Here is a 17,915-nt window from a genome sequence, read left to right on the forward strand (position 1 = left end):
GGCTTTATCTGTTTTATGGTGCTATTTACGTCCGTCGAGCAGCATACGCACCGCCAGCCCGCCGAGCACCGCGCCCATAAACCAGCGCTGAAGCACCATCCACAACGGTCGACCGGCCAGAAACAGGGCGATATATCCCGCCGACAGCGCGATCAGGGCATTGAAGGTAAAACTGACGATGATTTGCGTGATGCCCAGCACCAGAGATTGTGTGAGGACGTGGCCTTGCTCTGGAACGATAAATTGCGGCAATAAAGTCAGATACAACACCGCGGCTTTCGGATTCAGTAAATTGGTCACCAGCCCCATGGTAAACAGCTTTCTGTTGCTGTCGCGCGGCAAATCTTTGACCTGAAACGGCGATCGCCCGCCGGGTTTCACCGCCTGCCACGCCATATACAGCAAGTACGCCGCACCGCCGATCCGCAGGGCGTCATAAGCAAACGGCACCGCCATCAGCAGCGCGGTAATGCCGAGCGCGGCAAACAACATGTAAAACAGAAAACCCAGCACCACGCCGCCAAGGGAGATCAGCCCGGCTTTCGGGCCCTGACACAGCGATCGCGAAATCAGGTAAATCATGTTCGGGCCGGGCGTTAACACGAGACCAACACAAATCAGTAAGAAGGGGATCCAATGGGCGGCATCTGGCATGGTTTTCTCCGGCATCACGCTGAAAAGTTAAGCACACAGATATAGAAGGTTTTACGCTGTTTTGGCAAGCGGCAGGTTGTCATTTTTTATTCATCAATTCCGGTGCATTCTATGACCGCGTATTTTTTCTTCAGACTGAAAAATCAGGATTTATGATGACTCACACTACGATGTCCGCAAAGCTGGCGTTAGCCAGCCAGATTGCGGCTCAGGCGGCAGAACTGGCGCTGGGTTTTTTCAACCGCCGGGACAGTATCGAAGTCAGCAGTAAACGGACGCAGGATTTTGTTTCGGAAGCCGACGTGGCGGTAGAGCAGTTTATCCGCGCGCAGCTGGCGCAGCATTTTCCGCAGGACGCGATTATCGGCGAAGAACTGGGCGGCGTGCTGACGGATGCGGCCTGCTGGGTGATTGATCCGATCGACGGTACGTCGAATTTCCTGCGCGGTTCGCCGTTGTGGGGCGTTTCGCTCGGGCTGGTCGAACAGAAAAAACCGGTGATTGGCGTGGTTGCGCTGCCGGTGCTGAATGAACTTTTTGCCGCAGAATCCGGAAAGGGCATTTTCCATAACGGCAAACCTTTCCGCCGCGACGACCGTTTTGGCGATGTCCAGATCGTGTCGCTGGGCGACAGTTCGGATGACAAACTGGATGAGGCGTCGGCGTTTTATCAGGGGCTGCGCGCGGCAGAATGGTCGGTGCATTGTTATCGTTGCACCACCGTCGGCATGGTGTTTGCCGCCAAAGGGATTATCGACGGGCATCTGCAACGCCGCACCACGCTGTGGGATATCGCCGGCGGCGCGGTGATATGTCAGGAAGCCGGGCTGGAAACCGTGGTGAATTTCACTCAGTTGCCGGACGGCACCGATAATTACCGCCACATGTCCGTGGCCGCCGGAACGGCAAATCTGCTGTCCGTGGTTCAGCCGTTATGGCCGGATTTCTCCCCGAAATAACCTTCTGGCGTTATTCTCAGCATAAATGAGCGTAACGCCAAAAATGCCTGCCACATCAAGTTTTCAGCCCCTGCGGGTAACACGAAAAATTCGTCCGGTAACCCCTGAATTACATTTTGAAAGTCAGTGTTTAACAAACTGAAATATAGTTTCATTTATCCTAAAGTTATCCCTTCACTTGCCGTTATCAAAGTTTCAAGTCACTGAATTAACGAAGTGTCCGAATGAAAAAAATAACCAATCTCTCTGTCCTGACGCGTTTACTGGGTGCGTTCGCACTCGTTCTGGGTCTGATGTTGATCCTCGCGGCGATGTCCGCCTGGCTGCTCAACAGCAGCAATCAGCAAATTGAAAGCTACCGCGCCTACCGGCTTCCCGGCGTTCAGTACCCGCTGGTAATGCGCGGCACGCTGGCCGAACTGCGTCTGCAACAGGTGCAGTACATTGCCTCACCGCAGGGTGCGCCGCGCGACGGCCACCGGGGTGAAATCATGCAGGCCGTGGCGACGTTCAAAGAAGCCGAAAGCGCCTATCAGAAGCTGGACAGCGGCGGCAGTAAATCCGCGCTGTTTACGCAAATCGTGAATAACTTTGCGCAGTTCTCGCTGGCGAACGATGCCGTGATTGCTGCCGTTGAGCGCAACGATATTGCGCAGGCGACGCAAATCAGCGGCGATAACTCACGTAAATACCGCACGCAGCTGATGGCCGATCTGGCGACGCTGGTCAGCGACGAGCTGGCGAACAGCGAAAAGGCCGCCGCGCAGGCCCGCAACAGTTATCACAATGCCAGCATGATGTTCCTGGCGCTGGTGGGATTTGCTTTCCTGGTGTCGCTGGCGATGGCGTTACTGCTGGCGCGTAATCTGGTGAAACAGCTCGGCGGCGAACCGGCATATGCGGCGTCGATCATGCGTGAAATCGCCGCCGGAAATCTGGCGGCGAAAATTGAGCTGAAACCCGGCGATACCGGCAGCCTGCTGGCCTCGCTGGAAGGCATGAATCAGCAGCTTAATAAAACCATTAATCAGATTATGGAAGGCAGCGAATCCATCAATCATGCGGCGAGTGAGATCGAGCAGGGCAATATTGATTTGTCGCAGCGCACGGAAGAGCAGGCGGCGTCGCTGGTGCAGACCAGTTCAAACATGCAAAACCTGACGACGACCGTCAGTCAGAATGCCGAAAACGCCCGCGAAGCCAGTGCGCTGGCGCATGAAACGTCGAAAACGGCCTCGCAGGGCGGCGCGATAGTGACCGGTATGCAGGCGCATATGCGCGATGTTTCCGGCAGTTCCCGAGAGATTATCAACATTATCAGCGTGATTGAGGGCATCGCGTTTCAGACCAACCTGCTGGCGCTGAATGCCGCCGTGGAAGCCGCGCGCGCCGGGACGCAGGGGAAAGGGTTTGCCGTGGTCGCCAGCGAAGTGCGCGTGCTGGCGCAAAAAAGCGGGCAGGCGGCGAAAGAAATAAAAGACCTGATCCAGGGGACGGTCAGCAAAATCGCTGAAGGGTCGCAGCAGGCAGATCGCGCGAGTAAAGCGATGCAGGAAATTGTCAGCTCGGTGAATAAAGTCGCCGGTATCGTCAGTGAAATTTCAACCGCGAGTTCGGAGCAGCATACCGGCATTCATGAAGTGGGAATTGCGGTCGATCAGATGGATCAGGTCACGCAGCAGAATGCGGCGCTGGTTGAACAGGCCGCTGCCGCCGCGCAATCCCTGACGGAACAGAGCATCGAGTTGCGCAATGCCGTGCGTTATTTCCGCACGGCGGCGCTTCAGGGCTGAACGTCAGGGCAGAACACCCTCAGACTTTATCGATGATATTCAGCTGAGGTTCCCAGTCAGAATCGGGATGCTGGGCAATCTGTTGTGGTGTCATCGGACGCCCCAGCAGATAGCCCTGTAAGGTGTCGCAGCCCAGCTGCGTCAGGAAATCCTGCTGCTGGATGGTTTCCACGCCTTCGGCCACGACCTTCAGATTCAGCGTCTGGCCCAGCGCAATAATCGCCGACACAATGCTGGCATCTTCACTTCCGGCAATCAGATCGTTAATAAACGCGCCGTCGATTTTCAGCTCGCTGGCGGGAAGACGTTTCAGATACAGCAGGCTGGAATAGCCGGTACCGAAATCATCAATAGACGCTTTGACGCCGAATTTGGTCAGGCGCTCGAGGATTTCCACGCTGACATCCGGGTTGCGCATCGCCGTCGTTTCGGTGACTTCCAGCGTCAGCATTTCCGGCGGGATCTGATGACGCTCAACGGTATCAATCACCATTTCCACCAGACTAGCCTGCTCAAATTGCAGGGTAGAAAGGTTCACGGCGACGGTCCAGTTTGTGTGTCCGGCAAGATGCCATTCACGCAGCTGGCGGCACGCTTCGTTCAGCACCCATTCGCCAATCGGAATGATCAGACCGGTTTTTTCCGCCAGCGGCAGGAAGACATCCGGGCTGAGCGTGGTGCCGTTGCGCTCCCAGCGCAGCAGAGCTTCGAACCCGCTGACCGGCCCGTAAGGCGCTATAAATTTCGGCTGATAGTGCAAACGCAACTCGTGGTGTTCAATTGCCAGACGCAAATCATTGAGCATCTGTAACTGATTTTGCGCGTTGGCGTTCATCGACGGCTGGAAGAAACTGTGCCCGTTGCGGCCCGAATTCTTGGTGTGGTACATCGCCGCATCGGCATTGAGCATCAGTTCGCGCTCGTTTTCGCCGTCGCCCGGATACACCGCAATACCGACGCTGGCGGACACCAGCAGCTCGTAGCGGGAAACGTAAAACGGACGCGCAATCAGATGCACCAGCCGGTCGGCGAGCTGCGAGGCGTCGGTCGGTTCGGTGATTTCCACCAGCAGGATAAATTCATCGCCGCCCAGACGCGCCAGCGTATCTGTCGCTCGCAGCTGGGATTGCAGACGTTCCGTCACCGAGATCAGCAACTGGTCGCCGATATGGTGGCCGAACGCGTCATTGACCGCTTTAAAACCGTCGAGATCGAGAAACAGCACGGCAAACTGAGATTCACCGCGCGATGCTTTCTGAAATGCCTGGCCGAGACGGTCTTCCAGCAACAAACGGTTTGGCAGGCGGGTGAGATTGTCGTGCAGCGCCAGCTGCGTCAGTTCGCGGTTTGCCTGCGCCAGCGACGACGCCAGAATGGAGGTGCGCGCCTGCATACGGCCATCGAGAATCGAAATAATGAGCGTGATTGCCAGAATCGCCAGCGTTACCACGATCACCAGCAGCGCCAGCCAGTTGTTATCGACGCCGCTGAACGCCGCCATACTGTGGCTGTCCGTCGGGAATTGTGCCGCCGCCATGCCGATGTAATGCATGCCGACAATCGCCGTGCCCATAATCACCGCCGCGCTGATGCGCAACAGCCGGACGTTCGGGGATTGCTGACGAAGATGGAACGCCATCCACAGCGCCGCGCCCGAGGCGATAATTGCCACAGCAACGGACAGCGCAACCCACCAGTAATCGTAAACAATCGGCGGCATCATCAGCATCGCTGCCATACCGGTGTAATGCATGGCGGAAATCCCGCCGCCCATCAGCAATGCCCCGGCCAGCAAACGCCCGGTCGGTAAATGCGGCAGGCAAACCAGCCACAGCGCAAAGGCGGAAGAGATAATGGCAATAAACATGGAAAGCAGCGTAATAACCGGGTCGTAACCCATTGGCATGGCAGAATTAAAGGCCAGCATGCCGATAAAATGCATGGACCAGATACCGATGCCCATCGCAATGGCGCCCCCGCTCAACCAGAGACGGGAAGCCTTTCCCTCTGTCGTGGCAACCCGGCCAGCCATATCAAGCGCGGTATAAGAGGCAAGCATTGCAACAATGAACGAAAACATGACAAGCACATTGTTGTAATTACTGGAAAACATGTAAGGCTCCACACAGGCAGGGGGTCTATTTTTAGATTCGGCGATAATGGCATTAAGATTTATTAAAGGCGAATGAAGTTACGATAATTTTTTTCGTGTAATTAAGATTAATCCGTAAGTGATTTTAATCAAATGAAAATAATTTCGGCATAATCTCCCCGCTAATAAACCTGAGAAACATCATGGTTTTTAAATGAATATGATCCGGCTATTCAGGCCTTGTCTATAGTTAACAAATAATTAAATGAAACAGGGCGGAAGGTATTTATGATCACAGTGCATCATTTGGATAATTCACGTTCGCAGCGAATCTTATGGATGCTTGAAGAACTGAGCGTCCCGTATGAAATTCAGCATTATCAGCGGGATAAAAAGTCGATGCTGGCGCCTGCTGCGCTGAAAAAAGTACATCCTCTGGGCAAGTCGCCGGTGCTGGAAGATAAGGGGCTGATCCTCGCGGAGTCCGGCGCCATCATTGAATACTTGCAGGAAGTTTATGATGAAGACAGCGCGCTGAAACCGTCGGCCTTCGCTGAGCGTCAGCAATACCGTTACTGGATGCATTATGCGGAAGGTTCGCTGATGCCGTTGCTGGTGATGAAACTGATTTTCAGCCGCTTAGGCAAACAGCCGATGCCGTGGCTTATCCGTCCGCTCGCAGGCGCAATCGGGCAGGGCGTGCAGAAAAACTATCTGGATAAACAAATTTATACCCACATGGATTATCTGGAGAAACATCTTGCCACCCATCCTTATTTCGCCGGGTATCAGTTCAGCGCGGCGGATATTCAGATGAGCTTCCCGATAGAAGCCATAAATGCCCGCGCCGGACTGGGACAATACCCACACTTAAATGCATGGTTATCAAATGTGACTGCGCGTCCGGCTTATCAGAAGGCGCTGGAAAACGGCGGACCTTTCACGATATTGCGTTAAGTTGGCGGTTATTTTGTTGCGCTCATGACGACATTCGCTCTTCGTCCGGGCGCAACAAAATAAACCTGAGAAATAATCCTGTTCTTGTCCGTTTTGCTTTTGCCGTTCACCGCCGCCAAAAACGCTGATGCGCAACCGATACCGCACAGCAAATCGCCAGCCGGCTGAATTTACATCACAACCGCGTTTTTATTGACCGGACAACGGTAAATTGTCGTCGATCGTAGTTGAAATGTGGGGTTTAAAGGCCGGATAATCGTTTGCTTAATTTTTCAGGCCCGCCATACGCGATGTGAGTTAAACGTTTGCCTTGTAGATCTGACGCTGATTTCGGCGGTTTCAGGCTACGGGTAAGGAAGCGAACGTGCAGAAACGATTTCATAATGACCACGCCGGCTAATCAGTAAAGACATTCAGAGGATTTTCCATGTCGAGTCAACACCCTCAGACGGGCAGCGCTGTTGCGCCAAAAGGCCCGTTTGATGCATTTTTCAAAATCAGTGCGCGTGGCAGCAACGTCCGTCAGGAAGTGATCGCCGGTTTAACGACGTTTCTGGCGATGGTTTATTCGGTGATTGTGGTGCCGTCCATGCTGGGTAAAGCCGGATTTTCGCCGAGCGCGGTGTTTGTCGCGACCTGTCTGGTTGCCGGTTTTGGCTCGCTGCTGATGGGCTTGTGGGCTAATCTGCCGCTGGCGATTGGCTGTGCGATTTCCCTGACGGCGTTCACGGCATTCAGCCTGGTACTCGGCCAGCACATCAGCGTGCCGGTGGCGTTAGGCGCGGTATTCCTGATGGGCGTGCTGTTCACGATTATCTCGGTCACCGGCATCCGGTCGTGGATTTTGCGCAACCTGCCGACCGGCGTTGCGCACGGCACCGGCATTGGTATCGGCCTGTTCCTGTTGTTAATCGCAGCCAACGGCGTCGGCCTGGTGGTGAAAAACCCGCTGGATGGTTTACCGGTCGCGTTGGGCGCATTTACCTCTTTCCCGGTGGTGATGACCTTGCTCGGTCTGGCGGTGATTTTCGGCCTTGAGAAACTGCGCGTCCCCGGCGGCATTCTGCTGGTGATTATCGCGATTTCCATTATTGGCCTGATTTTCGATCCTGCGGTGAAATATCAGGGCCTGTTCGCGATGCCTTCACTGGCGGGTGCAGACGGCAAATCGGTCATTTTCGATCTCGATATCATGGGCGCGCTGAAAGCCGCCGTGCTGCCAAGCGTTCTGGCACTGGTCATGACGGCGGTCTTTGATGCTACCGGTACCATCCGCGCCGTCGCCGGGCAGGCAAACCTGCTCGACGAAAACGGTCAGATCATCAGCGGCGGCAAAGCCCTGACGGCGGACTCCGTAAGCAGCATTTTTGCCTCTCTGGTCGGCGCGTCACCGGCAGCGGTTTACATTGAATCCGCAGCGGGTACGGCGGCAGGCGGCAAAACCGGCCTGACGGCTACCGTCGTCGGCATTCTGTTCCTGCTGATGTTGTTCCTGTCTCCGTTATCCTATCTGGTTCCGGCCTACGCGACCGCGCCAGCGCTGATGTACGTCGGCCTGCTGATGCTCAGCAACGTGACCAAACTGGATTTCAACGACTTCGTCGACGCGATGTCCGGCCTGCTGTGCGCGGTTTTCATCGTGCTGACCTGTAACATCGTCACCGGCATTATGCTGGGCTTCAGCGCGCTGGTCATTGGCCGTATCTTCTCCGGCGAATGGCGCAAGCTGAACGTCGGAACGGTGGTTATCGCCGTCGCGTTAGTGGTGTTTTATGCCGGTGGATGGGCGATCTGAATGCCAGGCCGGGCATTCGGGACGGCCATTTCTGACGGTGAAAGTTTCGGTTTTTCAATGGCGGTGAATGCCGCCATTAGCGATTTTTAAGACAGGCTGGCGTAAGTTTCGGTTTTTCATGTGCGGTTATCACAAGGCCTTTCGCGCCGAAACCGAGCAGAGAGGAAAGTGCTTTTCCTCTCTGCACTCTCCTCGCTTTTTTACTGCGCGCTGTCGCTGGCTGGCTATGTTTCAGCGACTCTGGCTAGTGCCGCAAACGCCGCCGCTGCGCGGTGCTCTCGCCTCGGGTTCGAACCTGCTCGAAAAAAGACTCTCGCCGTTTCTCACTCCTCGCTCGACGTCGTTTTGAAAGCGGCCACTGGCTTCTCTAAATTCAAATGCAGACTAGTTTTATCTTTAAGAAGGGTAAGCTGGCGCGCTCAAAATCCAGCTGAACGGAGCGGCTTCGAGACCTATGGCTCGAAGACCGAGTGAAGGCAGCACTAAGTGCCTGGATTTGCGCCACACGCTGGAGTAACAGAATACGTCCATCGACCCAGCGACAGCGCGCAGTTAAAAAAACGCAGGATTCCAAAGGGTTTCGTTTAAAACCCTTTGGGCCAGTTTGGGCGGCGAGCCCAAGGTTTTGACCTTGTCATAAACGTCACTGCGTCCCAACCGCACGCATCGATTTAAATCATGTCCTCTTTTGATCTACTATTCCCTCTGTATGTGTCAGACCCCGTCTGATTGAAATCATAAAAACAAGAGTCTAAGGAAAGCATGGAAATCTTCTTTACCATTCTGATTTTGATTCTGGTGGTGTCGCTCTCCGGTGTCGTCACCAGAATGTTGCCGTTTCAGGTTCCTCTTCCATTAATGCAGATCGCCGTCGGTGCGGTGCTGGCTGTGCCGAGTTTTGGCCTGCATGTGGATTTCGATCCGGAACTGTTTCTCGTCCTCTTCATCCCGCCGCTGCTGTTTGCTGATGGCTGGAAAACCCCGACCCGTGAATTCCTCCACCACGGGCGCGAAATTCTCGGGCTGGCGCTGGTGCTGGTGTTGCTCACCGTCGTCGGTATCGGTTATCTGATTTATATGATGGTGCCGGATATTCCGCTGGTTGCGGCGTTTGCGCTGGCGGCGGTGTTGTCACCCACCGATGCCGTGGCATTGGGCGGGATTGTGGGCAAGGGCCGCATTCCGAAGTCGATCATGGGCGTGCTCGAAGGTGAAGCGCTGATGAATGACGCCTCCGGCCTGGTGTCACTCAAATTTGCGATCGCCGTGGCGATGGGCACCATGATTTTCACCGTCGGCGGCGCGACCGTTGAGTTCCTCAAAGTCGCCATCGGCGGCCTGATGGCGGGTGTCGCGGTGACGTGGCTGTACAGTAAATCGCTGCGTATCATGAGCCGCTGGAGCGGCGATGATCCGGCGACACAAATCGTTTTCCTGTTGCTGCTGCCGTTCGCGTCTTACCTGATTGCTGAACACATCGGCGTATCGGGCATTCTGGCCGCGGTCGCCGCGGGGATGACCATCAGCCAGTCGGGCATTATCCGTAACGCGCCGCTGGCAATGCGTCTGCGCGCGAACAGCGTCTGGGCGATGCTGGAATTCGTGTTCAACGGCATGGTGTTCATCATGCTCGGTTTGCAGTTGCCGGGCATTCTGGAAAACTCGATTGATCAGGCCACGCATGATCCGTCAATCGTCACCTGGCACTTGTTTGCGGACGTCGGGATCATCTATTTTGCGCTGCTGATCCTGCGTTTCGTCTGGCTGTGGGTGATGAAAAACTTCAGCAACCGCTTCCTGAAAAAGAAACCGTTGCTGTTCGGCAGCTACAGTACGCGTGAGCTGTGGGTCGCGTCGTTTGCCGGTGTTCGCGGGGCGATTACCCTCGCCGGTGTGCTGTCGATTCCGCTGTTCCTCGCCGACGGTTCGGCCTTCCCGTCGCGTTATCAGCTGGTGTTCCTGGCGACGGGCGTGATTTTGTTCTCCCTGATTGCCGGTGTGATTGCCTTGCCGTTCCTGCTCAAAGGCGTAGTCGTGGCCGACGGAACGACGTATCGCGAAGAAGAGCGCATGGCGAAATCTGTGGCCGCAGAAGTGGCGATCGAAAGCCTGCATAAGATGGAAGAACGTCTGGCGGCGGATACCGAAGAAAACATCGATGAACAGACGCTGAAGGAAATCAGTTCCCGCGTGATAGGCACGCTGCGACGGCGGACGGCGAATCGTGATGATATGGAAACCGCGCTGAAGCTTGAAAACTTAGAGCGTCGCTTCCGTCTGACCGCGCTGCGGGCCGAGCGCGGTGAGCTTTATCATCTGCGCGCAACCCAGAAAATCAGCAATGAAACGCTGCAAAAATTGCTGCACGACCTCGATTTGCTGGAAGCGTTGCTGGTCGAAAAAGAAGTCTGACGCAATGGTTTTCCGGCGTTAATCTGCCATAAAAGGCTTCCCACGAACGTTGCGGGAAGCCTTTTTTTTCACCCGGGAACAGAGCAGTACGGCATCACTGTTTAATAAGAAAATAACTTAATAGGAAAATGTACTTTCCTCAGGCGTGACGATACTTTCGAACCACGTCAGTTCAGAGAGTTTGGTTTGGATCCACTGCTGGGAAAATGCCTCGCCCAGCGCCGCGGTTAAATACGGGCATTGCCGGAATTCATCAAGGGCGTGCTGCTGGAATAAAGGCAAAACGGGCGAGCAGGCCGCCAGATCGGCAACCGGGTCGTCCTCTATTTTTTCCAGCCCGTAAAGCATGCCCGTCAGTATAGTTGCCATCGCCAGATAAGGGTTGGCATCCGACCCCGCCAGACGGTATTCAATGCGGCGATGCGTTTCGCCTGAACAGGGAATGCGTAATGCCGCAGAGCGCTGATTAACGCCCCAGGAACTGAACAGCGGCTCATTCAGGTTTTTCCTCAATCGTCTGAATGAATTGACGTTGGGAGCCAGAATCGCCATAGAAGCGGGCATCAGGTTAAGCATGCCGGCGAGACACAGACGCATCATTTCATTAAGGTTTTTGTCGCCGGAGGCAAAAACATTATTGCCCTGTTCGTCGTTCAGGCTGATATGAAAATGCAGGCCGCTGCCTGATATCTGCGAATACGGTTTAGCCATGAAATTGGCGTTGAATCCAAACCTACGGGCGACGGTGCTGGTTAAGCGGCGAAGCGCCAGCACGCTCTCGCAGATGTCGACGACCTGCCCGGAGTGTTGCAGGTTTAACTCAAACTGACCGGCTTCCGCCTCACAAACAATGCCCGTTAAAGGCAGGTTTTGCCGCGTCGCCATCGTCTCAAGCTCTTCAATAAACGCGGTATGTTCAGACGGAACCGCTAAATGAAAACATCCGGAATTCTGAATGTGACGGTTTTGGGAGTCTTCGAGATAAAACTCAATTTCGGGCGCAATCACCGGGTATAAACCATGTTCATGGAATTTACTCAGCACGTTTGCCAGGATAACGCGCGGCTCAAGCGAATAAGGATTTCCCTGATCGTTTTTCATCGTCAGTAATATTTGTGCATTTTCAGCCGGATTATGGCCGCACGGGCGCAAAGTACCTGCGACAGGAAAACATATTCTGTCCGGCTCATTCACTGCCAGATCATCATTCAGCGTACTCTGCACTTTGCCTTCTTTGTCCATGGAATAAACGGACTGAGGAAAATATGCGCCTTTTTCCAGTGAAAGCAGCGAGGTGATATTCATTCTTTTCCCCCTGAACGAACCGTTGATATCATTAAGATAAACATCAATATGTTTTGTGTTCGGGTTCTTTGATAAATAACGTTCTGCTTCCTGACGGAAAGTACTGTTATTTCCCGGGGTCATATTTTCAAGCGTCAGCTGGCTTTCATTGGCCACTAACTTTGAAATTACCGGAGAACTGAATAAAGCAGGTGAGTGTTTTAATAATGAAGGCTTGAATGTCGGATTCATATTTTTCTTTCACGCATACCTTTCGGCGATAAATTGAGATTAATTTATGCACAGAAAAAAGGATATATCGGCAACATAAAGATTAAAGTTGCCGTCGTAAAAAAAGTATAAATACCGCGTTCAGGGTTGCGGCCAGTAATCCCGGCACAGCGCAATCCACGCCTGTGCGCTGTGGGAAAGATAACTGCTCTGATGCCAGATCAGCCCCAGCTGCCACGGCATCAGCGGCTCGAGCGGCAGCCACAGCAGCGTGTTTTTATCAAGCCGCTGACAGATAGGTTCCGGCAAAATTGCCACACCCATGCCGGTTTGTACCATGGCGGCTAAGAAATCCCACTGGCCGCTGCGGGCGGCAATTTTGGGCGTGAAACCGTGTGCCGAAAAGGCGTCCATCAGCTGGCGGTATAGCGCGAAATCTTCGTTGTAAATCAGGATGCTTTCTTCCGTCAGTTCGCTGAGGGCAATGCGTGTACGGTTCAGCCAGTGCGGCGTGCGCGGAACCACCACGCACAGCGGATGGCTGAAAAGCAGCAATGAAGCGATGGACGGCACGGCGTCAGCGGGCAGGGCGGTGAGCGCCAGATCCAGCTCACCGGAGATGACCGCCTGCTGAACGGTCAGCCCGCCAAATTCAGAAATAATCAGTTCGATCCCCGGATATTGCTGGCGGAAACTGCCGATCAGCGGCGCAATTTGGGTGCCCACCATCGGCGGAATACCCAATCGTAAATGGCCGAGCTTAAGCGTGTTAATGTCTTCCAGTTCGGCTTCGAGCTGGCGGAATTCTTCCAGGATATTCAGCCCGCGCTGGTAGAGCGCCTGACCGCTGTCGGTGAGCCGCAGGCGCCGTCCTTCGCGGATGATCAGCGTGCATTCAAGCTCTTCTTCCAGATGGCGCAGCATTTTGCTGATGGTCGGCTGCGTGACGAATAATTTTTCCGCCGCGCGGGTGAAGCTCTGCTGGCGTACCACTTCGACAAAATAGCGTAATGTGCGAACGTCCATTCACTGACTTCCCCGCTGAGATCGGTAAGTAACAAAGTATTCCAGATTGGAATCATTTTTATGATTTTAATTCATTTCTTTACCGGTTTCCTGCGAGCGTATACTGAATTTTGTCCCTTTTTCGTCCTCTGAGGTCGTTCCCATGTTGCTGGCGTTGCGCACGAAAGCGCCGTCCCTGCTGACCCGCTGTCAGATCCCCGCTCAGGTGGTGCTTTATGCGGTGTTATTTGTTATCGCCGATCGTCTTGTCACTGTGCTGCATCTGCCTTTACCGGCCAATATCGTCGGTATGCTGATGCTTTTGCTGCTGATTATGTTCCGCGTTTTGCCGCTGAACTGGGTGAAGGCGGGTTCCCGCTGGTTGCTGGCTGAAATGTTGCTGTTTTTTGTTCCGGCGGTGGTGGCTGTAGTGAATTACGCCCAGCTGCTGATGATCGAAGGCTGGAAAATCTTTGTGGTGATTGGCGTCAGTACGCTTCTGACACTCGGCGCGACGGCGGTAGTTGTCGATAAAATGTACCGCCTGGAGCAGCGTCTGGCGGCGAGGAAGGCATCGCGTGACTGATCTTCTTATCAGCGTTTTATGTTTTGTGATCACGCTCGGGCTGTATTACGCCAACAAAAAACTCTACCGCCAGCGCCGCACATTGTTGCTGATGCCGCTGGTATTTACGCCCATCGTGCTGGTGATTTTACTGGTCGTGACGCACACGTCTTATCAGGATTACATCGGCGAAACGCACTGGCTGCTGTGGCTGCTTGGCCCGTCAACCATCGCATTTGCCGTGCCGGTTTATGAAAATATGGCGGTCATCCGCCGTCACTGGTTATCGCTGAGTGCGGGCGTGGTGACGGCGATTGTGGTGGCGGTCAGCAGTTCGGTCTGGCTGGCAAAAATACTGACGTTGCCGGAAGAAGTGCAGCGCAGCCTGGCGGTGCGGTCCATCACCACGCCGTTTGCGCTGGCGGCGGCGAAGCAAATGGGCGGGCAGCCGGATCTGGTGGCGCTGTTCGTGGTGATCACCGGCGTATTCGGTATGGCGGTCGGCGACATGTTATTCCTGCGGCTTTCGGTGAAAAGCGGTCTGGCGAAAGGTGCCGGGTTTGGTGCGGCGTCGCACGGTGCGGGGACCGCGCGGGCTTATGAACTGGGCGCCGAAGAAGGCGTGGTGGCGAGTCTGGTGATGATGCTGGCGGGGGTTGTGACGGTGGTGATGGCACCGGTGATTGGGATTGTAATGTGGTGATGATCTTTTGAAAAAGATCGAAAACTTTTAATTCAAATTCAAAATTCAAATTCAAAACCGTGGGCGTCGGCCCACACCGACCAGAGACCCGGTAACGCGCGGGCCTCTGGACTCCGCGCTCTTTAACCGCGCGCTGCCGCGGGGACGAAGGACATGTTCTGGTACTCGCCGCCTGGCGCGAAAACTTGCCGCTGCGCGGTGCCTTCTCTCGGTCTTCGAGCCGCAGGTCTCGAAGCCGCTCCGTTCAGCAAGCTTTCTGATTGCGCCTCCTGAGTTTTTCGTTCCTCCTCGTCTTTATGCCCTTTTGTTTTCGCGCCCCATTTTGTAAGCAACGTTTTGTTTATTTTTTCTGCTAGAATGCCGGCGGATGTATTTTCTGTGAAGTGATTGTATATGCAGGAAAAATCTTAATAAAAAGAACATTTGGAATTTCTATAATTCATGGCAAGGATGCAAAATGATTTATCTGAACCGGGCGGCGGTTTGCGCCGGTCTTTTATGGCTGTCGGGATGCAGTACGCAGACGAATATTTCTCAGCAGGCGGCGTTGCAGCCTTCGGCCAGTAAAACGGCGTTACACATGCAGCGTATTTCAACGCTTGAGAGCAATGACGCGGTGACCATCGGCGCGGAGCAGCTTCAGCCTGGTGATATTCTGCTTTCGTCAACGACGGGCGTGACGTCCCTGGGGATCCGTTTATTCAGCCTTTCGGGCGTCAGCCATGCGTCGGTATATCTCGGGAACGGCGAAGTCGCCGAAGCGGTGGGTGAGGGCGTGCAGATTGTTTCTCTGGAACAGGCGTTGTCTCACAGTAACTCGATGGTGAGTTTGCGCCATCCGGGATTTAGCGATGAACAGCTGCAACGGTTAAGATTCTTTGCGCAAAGCAAACGCGGGAAGAAATATAACTACAAAGGCATCGTGATTATCGCGCCATATACGTTGTCCCGCCGGGTGTGTGATTTACCGGTTTTCTTTGGCAAAGGCCGCAGCCAGTGTTTTGATACGCTCGCTACCGTTCAGATTGGCGATTCGGCAGATGCGCAGGAGACATTCTTCTGTTCGCAGTTTGTGATTGAAGCATTCAATTACGCCGGTAACCCGATTACCGTTTCAAACGCATTATGGATTTCACCCGCCGATTTACTCCACATGCGTGAAGGCGATATTTCCTCGTTCACCCCCGTCCAGCCCTTGCAGTACGTCGGTCATCTGAAAAAATGGAATCTCTATAACGCCGTATTTGGGTAGAAACGCCGGAACCCACGCTTTTCAAAAATGCCCCTATGGCGCGCTCAAAATCTTGCTGATTGAGCGTTTCGAGACCTGAGTCTCGAACACCGAGTGAGGGGACCGCGCAGCGGCGAGATTTTCGCCACACGCGGGTGTCGCGGAATACGTCCGTCGTCCCCGCGACAGCGCGGAGTAAAAAAGCGGGGAGAAATCCAAAAGAGGGAAAGCACTTCCCTCTTTTGGTCGGTTTCGGCTCGAAAGGCTACGTGAGCACTGCTATTGAGAAACCGAAACTTTCACTAATCTATCTTTAGGCGGCTTAAACACCGCCAAGTGTTTAAGCGTTAATGAATAACCTGCGATAAGAACTCCCGCGTCCTCGCGGACTTAGGATTTGCGAAGAACTCCAGCGGTGGCGCTTCCTCGACGATCTCCCCGCGATCCATAAAGATCACCCGGTCGGCTACCGTTCTGGCAAAACCCATTTCATGCGTAACGCACAACATGGTCATGCCTTCTTCGGCCAGCGTGATCATGGTGTCGAGCACCTCTTTCACCATTTCCGGATCGAGCGCAGACGTCGGTTCATCAAACAGCATGATTTTCGGTTTCATGCACAGCGAACGGGCGATCGCCACGCGCTGCTGTTGTCCGCCGGAAAGCTGGCCGGGGAATTTGTTGGCATGTTCGGCGATACGCACGCGTTTAAGGTAATGCATCGCCAGTTCTTCCGCCTCTTTCTTGGGCATCTTACGCACCCAGCAAGGGGCCAGCGTGCAGTTTTGCAGCACGGTCAGATGCGGGAACAGGTTGAAGTGCTGGAATACCATTCCGACTTCGGTACGCACGCGCTCGATGTTACGCAAATCATCATTCAGCTCGGTGCCGTCAACCACAATGCGCCCCTGCTGATGCTCCTCCAGATGGTTAATGCAACGAATGGTCGTTGATTTACCGGAGCCGGAAGGGCCGCACAGGACGATACGTTCGCGCGGTTTCACGTTCAGATTGATGTCTTTCAATACGTGGAATTGTCCGTACCACTTGTTCACGTTTTCCAGCGTGATCATCATATTTTGTTTTTCAGTGACTTGATGGTCGCTCATGGTTTACCTCAGTGTGCGGATCGCCCGGTGTGAAAGCGTCTTTCCAAATGCTGGCTATAACGCGACATGCTAAAACAGAAAATCCAGTAGACGGCAGCGGCGAAGACGTAGCCTTCGGTCGACATGCCGAGCCATTCAGGATCGACGGTGGCTTGCTGGACACTGCTGAACAGGTCGAACAGGCCGATAATGATCACCAGACTGGTGTCTTTAAACAGCGCGATGATGGTGTTGACCAGACCCGGTATCACCATTTTCAGCGCCTGCGGCAGAATGACTAAACCCTGCGTTTTCCAGTAGCCGAGCGCCAGTGATTCAGCGGCTTCGGTCTGGCCTTTCGGCAGCGCCTGCAAACCGCCGCGCACCACTTCCGCGACATATGCCGACTGGAACAGCACCACACCCACCAGCGCGCGCACCAGTTTGTCGATGTTGGTTCCTTCGGTCATGAACAGCGGCAGCATCACCGAGGACATGAAGAGCACGGTAATCAGCGGCACGCCGCGCCAGAATTCGATGAAAATCACCGACAGAATACGCACGATCGGCAGACGCGAACGTCGTGCCAGCGCCAGCATAATCCCCAGCGGTAACGCACCGGCGATGCCGACTGCGGCGATGATCAGCGTCAGCGTCAGGCCGCCCCACTGGCGGGTTTCGACGAGGCTCAGACCAAAGAATCCGCCGTAAAGCATGATCCAGGTGAAAATCGGGAACAGAACAATCCAGGCCGTGATGTAACGACCGCGGCGTGGCATCGCTTTGAAGAAAATCGGTGCCAGCGTCAGCAGACCGACAATCAGGGTGACGTTAATACGCCAGCGCTGATCAAACGGATACAGCCCGTACATGAATTGCCCGAAGCGCGCGTGGATAAACACCCAGCAGGCACCGGCTTTGGTGCAGTCCGTTCGTGCGGTTCCGACCCAGTTGGCCTGGAAAATCACCCAGTTCAGCAGGGGAGGGATCACCAGCCACATCAGCCATAAACAAAACAGCGTCAGCAGGCTGTTAAACCAGCTGGAGAACAGATTTTTGCGCGCCCACAGCACGGCAGTCCCGACTGGCGTACCGGGCTTGACGGCTCTGACTCCGGGAGGAAGTGTTGTCATCGTCATGGATTTC

At 54.4% G+C, this 17,915-nt stretch carries 14 protein-coding genes; 8 read left to right on the forward strand and 6 right to left on the reverse strand.

Annotated elements, in window-relative coordinates; genetic code table 11:
• Positions 1–21: 21 nt before the first annotated feature.
• Positions 22–654: a LysE family translocator gene (locus IV433_RS24530; RefSeq protein WP_101074903.1), complete on the reverse strand. Its 633-nt coding sequence runs from the start codon at positions 652–654 to the stop codon at positions 22–24.
• 155 nt (positions 655–809) lie between these two features.
• On the opposite strand from IV433_RS24530, the gene IV433_RS24535 reads away from it, so the two are divergent.
• Together IV433_RS24535 and IV433_RS24540 are read left to right on the forward strand one after the other, a co-directional pair.
• The gene (locus tag IV433_RS24535) at positions 810–1,613 is read left to right on the forward strand and encodes an inositol monophosphatase family protein (protein WP_195816296.1); all 804 of its coding nucleotides are present in this window, start codon (positions 810–812) and stop codon (positions 1,611–1,613) included.
• Positions 1,614–1,837: 224 nt separating this feature from the next.
• Positions 1,838–3,406: a methyl-accepting chemotaxis protein gene (locus tag IV433_RS24540; RefSeq protein WP_195816295.1), complete on the forward strand. Its 1,569-nt coding sequence runs from the start codon at positions 1,838–1,840 to the stop codon at positions 3,404–3,406.
• Between the two features lie 19 nt (positions 3,407–3,425).
• Here the strand turns inward: IV433_RS24540 and IV433_RS24545 are convergent, their stop codons facing one another.
• Positions 3,426–5,519, reverse strand: a complete 2,094-nt coding sequence (locus IV433_RS24545) for a putative bifunctional diguanylate cyclase/phosphodiesterase (RefSeq protein ID WP_195816294.1) — start codon at positions 5,517–5,519, stop codon at positions 3,426–3,428.
• Between the two features lie 267 nt (positions 5,520–5,786).
• On the opposite strand from IV433_RS24545, the gene IV433_RS24550 reads away from it, so the two are divergent.
• From IV433_RS24550 to IV433_RS24560, 3 genes are all read left to right on the forward strand, one after another.
• On the forward strand, positions 5,787–6,455 hold the full coding sequence (locus IV433_RS24550; protein WP_195816293.1) for a glutathione S-transferase family protein: 669 nt from the start codon (positions 5,787–5,789) through the stop codon (positions 6,453–6,455).
• 427 nt (positions 6,456–6,882) lie between these two features.
• Positions 6,883–8,250, forward strand: coding sequence for an NCS2 family permease (locus IV433_RS24555; protein WP_195816292.1), 1,368 nt, complete (start codon positions 6,883–6,885; stop codon positions 8,248–8,250).
• A gap of 762 nt (positions 8,251–9,012) precedes the next feature.
• Positions 9,013–10,662 carry a Na+/H+ antiporter gene (locus IV433_RS24560; RefSeq protein WP_104924212.1) on the forward strand — a complete coding sequence of 550 codons (1,650 nt, stop codon included), beginning with the start codon at positions 9,013–9,015 and terminating at the stop codon, positions 10,660–10,662.
• 117 nt (positions 10,663–10,779) lie between these two features.
• On the opposite strand, the gene IV433_RS24565 is transcribed toward IV433_RS24560, so the two are convergent.
• Together IV433_RS24565 and IV433_RS24570 are read right to left on the reverse strand one after the other, a co-directional pair.
• Entirely contained in the window at positions 10,780–11,967 is a 1,188-nt protein-coding gene (locus IV433_RS24565; protein ID WP_326838675.1) for a glutamine synthetase family protein, read from the reverse strand.
• A 351-nt stretch (positions 11,968–12,318) separates the two neighbouring features.
• A complete protein-coding gene (locus IV433_RS24570) occupies positions 12,319–13,203 on the reverse strand; it encodes a LysR family transcriptional regulator (protein ID WP_195816290.1) in 885 nt (294 codons plus the stop codon).
• A gap of 142 nt (positions 13,204–13,345) precedes the next feature.
• On the opposite strand from IV433_RS24570, the gene IV433_RS24575 reads away from it, so the two are divergent.
• The 3 genes from IV433_RS24575 to IV433_RS24585 all read left to right on the forward strand — a co-directional run bounded on the left by IV433_RS24575 (position 13,346) and on the right by IV433_RS24585 (position 15,702).
• Positions 13,346–13,768 carry a CidA/LrgA family protein gene (locus IV433_RS24575; protein WP_195816289.1) on the forward strand — a complete coding sequence of 141 codons (423 nt, stop codon included), beginning with the start codon at positions 13,346–13,348 and terminating at the stop codon, positions 13,766–13,768.
• Positions 13,761–14,450 carry an LrgB family protein gene (locus IV433_RS24580; protein ID WP_195816288.1) on the forward strand — a complete coding sequence of 230 codons (690 nt, stop codon included), beginning with the start codon at positions 13,761–13,763 and terminating at the stop codon, positions 14,448–14,450. The genes IV433_RS24575 and IV433_RS24580 overlap by 8 nt, the downstream gene beginning before the upstream one ends.
• Before the next feature lie 457 nt (positions 14,451–14,907).
• Positions 14,908–15,702, forward strand: coding sequence for a YaeF family permuted papain-like enzyme (locus tag IV433_RS24585; RefSeq protein WP_195816287.1), 795 nt, complete (start codon positions 14,908–14,910; stop codon positions 15,700–15,702).
• A 326-nt stretch (positions 15,703–16,028) separates the two neighbouring features.
• Here IV433_RS24585 and IV433_RS24590 read toward each other — a convergent pair whose 3' ends face one another.
• Both IV433_RS24590 and IV433_RS24595 read right to left on the reverse strand, forming a co-directional pair.
• On the reverse strand, positions 16,029–16,790 hold the full coding sequence (locus tag IV433_RS24590; protein WP_101074916.1) for an amino acid ABC transporter ATP-binding protein: 762 nt from the start codon (positions 16,788–16,790) through the stop codon (positions 16,029–16,031).
• 8 nt (positions 16,791–16,798) lie between these two features.
• The gene (locus IV433_RS24595; protein ID WP_370530281.1) at positions 16,799–17,908 is read right to left on the reverse strand and encodes an amino acid ABC transporter permease; all 1,110 of its coding nucleotides are present in this window, start codon (positions 17,906–17,908) and stop codon (positions 16,799–16,801) included.
• Positions 17,909–17,915: the final 7 nt, after the last annotated feature.

The sequence above is a fragment of the Rahnella laticis genome (assembly GCF_015644585.1).
GTDB classification, from domain to species: Bacteria; Pseudomonadota; Gammaproteobacteria; order Enterobacterales; family Enterobacteriaceae; genus Rahnella; species Rahnella laticis.

What these genes read in the sequence shown, in the direction of transcription:
- IV433_RS24530 (WP_101074903.1), bottom strand. Translation starts at nt 654, where the DNA reads ATGCCAGATGCCGCCCATTGGATCCCCTTCTTACTGATTTGTGTTGGT.
- IV433_RS24535 (WP_195816296.1), top strand. Translation starts at nt 810, where the DNA reads ATGACTCACACTACGATGTCCGCAAAGCTGGCGTTAGCCAGCCAGATT.
- IV433_RS24540 (WP_195816295.1), top strand. Translation starts at nt 1,838, where the DNA reads ATGAAAAAAATAACCAATCTCTCTGTCCTGACGCGTTTACTGGGTGCG.
- IV433_RS24545 (WP_195816294.1), bottom strand. Translation starts at nt 5,519, where the DNA reads ATGTTTTCCAGTAATTACAACAATGTGCTTGTCATGTTTTCGTTCATT.
- IV433_RS24550 (WP_195816293.1), top strand. Translation starts at nt 5,787, where the DNA reads ATGATCACAGTGCATCATTTGGATAATTCACGTTCGCAGCGAATCTTA.
- IV433_RS24555 (WP_195816292.1), top strand. Translation starts at nt 6,883, where the DNA reads ATGTCGAGTCAACACCCTCAGACGGGCAGCGCTGTTGCGCCAAAAGGC.
- IV433_RS24560 (WP_104924212.1), top strand. Translation starts at nt 9,013, where the DNA reads ATGGAAATCTTCTTTACCATTCTGATTTTGATTCTGGTGGTGTCGCTC.
- IV433_RS24565 (WP_326838675.1), bottom strand. Translation starts at nt 11,967, where the DNA reads ATGAATATCACCTCGCTGCTTTCACTGGAAAAAGGCGCATATTTTCCT.
- IV433_RS24570 (WP_195816290.1), bottom strand. Translation starts at nt 13,203, where the DNA reads ATGGACGTTCGCACATTACGCTATTTTGTCGAAGTGGTACGCCAGCAG.
- IV433_RS24575 (WP_195816289.1), top strand. Translation starts at nt 13,346, where the DNA reads ATGTTGCTGGCGTTGCGCACGAAAGCGCCGTCCCTGCTGACCCGCTGT.
- IV433_RS24585 (WP_195816287.1), top strand. Translation starts at nt 14,908, where the DNA reads ATGATTTATCTGAACCGGGCGGCGGTTTGCGCCGGTCTTTTATGGCTG.
- IV433_RS24590 (WP_101074916.1), bottom strand. Translation starts at nt 16,790, where the DNA reads ATGAGCGACCATCAAGTCACTGAAAAACAAAATATGATGATCACGCTG.
- IV433_RS24595 (WP_370530281.1), bottom strand. Translation starts at nt 17,908, where the DNA reads ATGACGATGACAACACTTCCTCCCGGAGTCAGAGCCGTCAAGCCCGGT.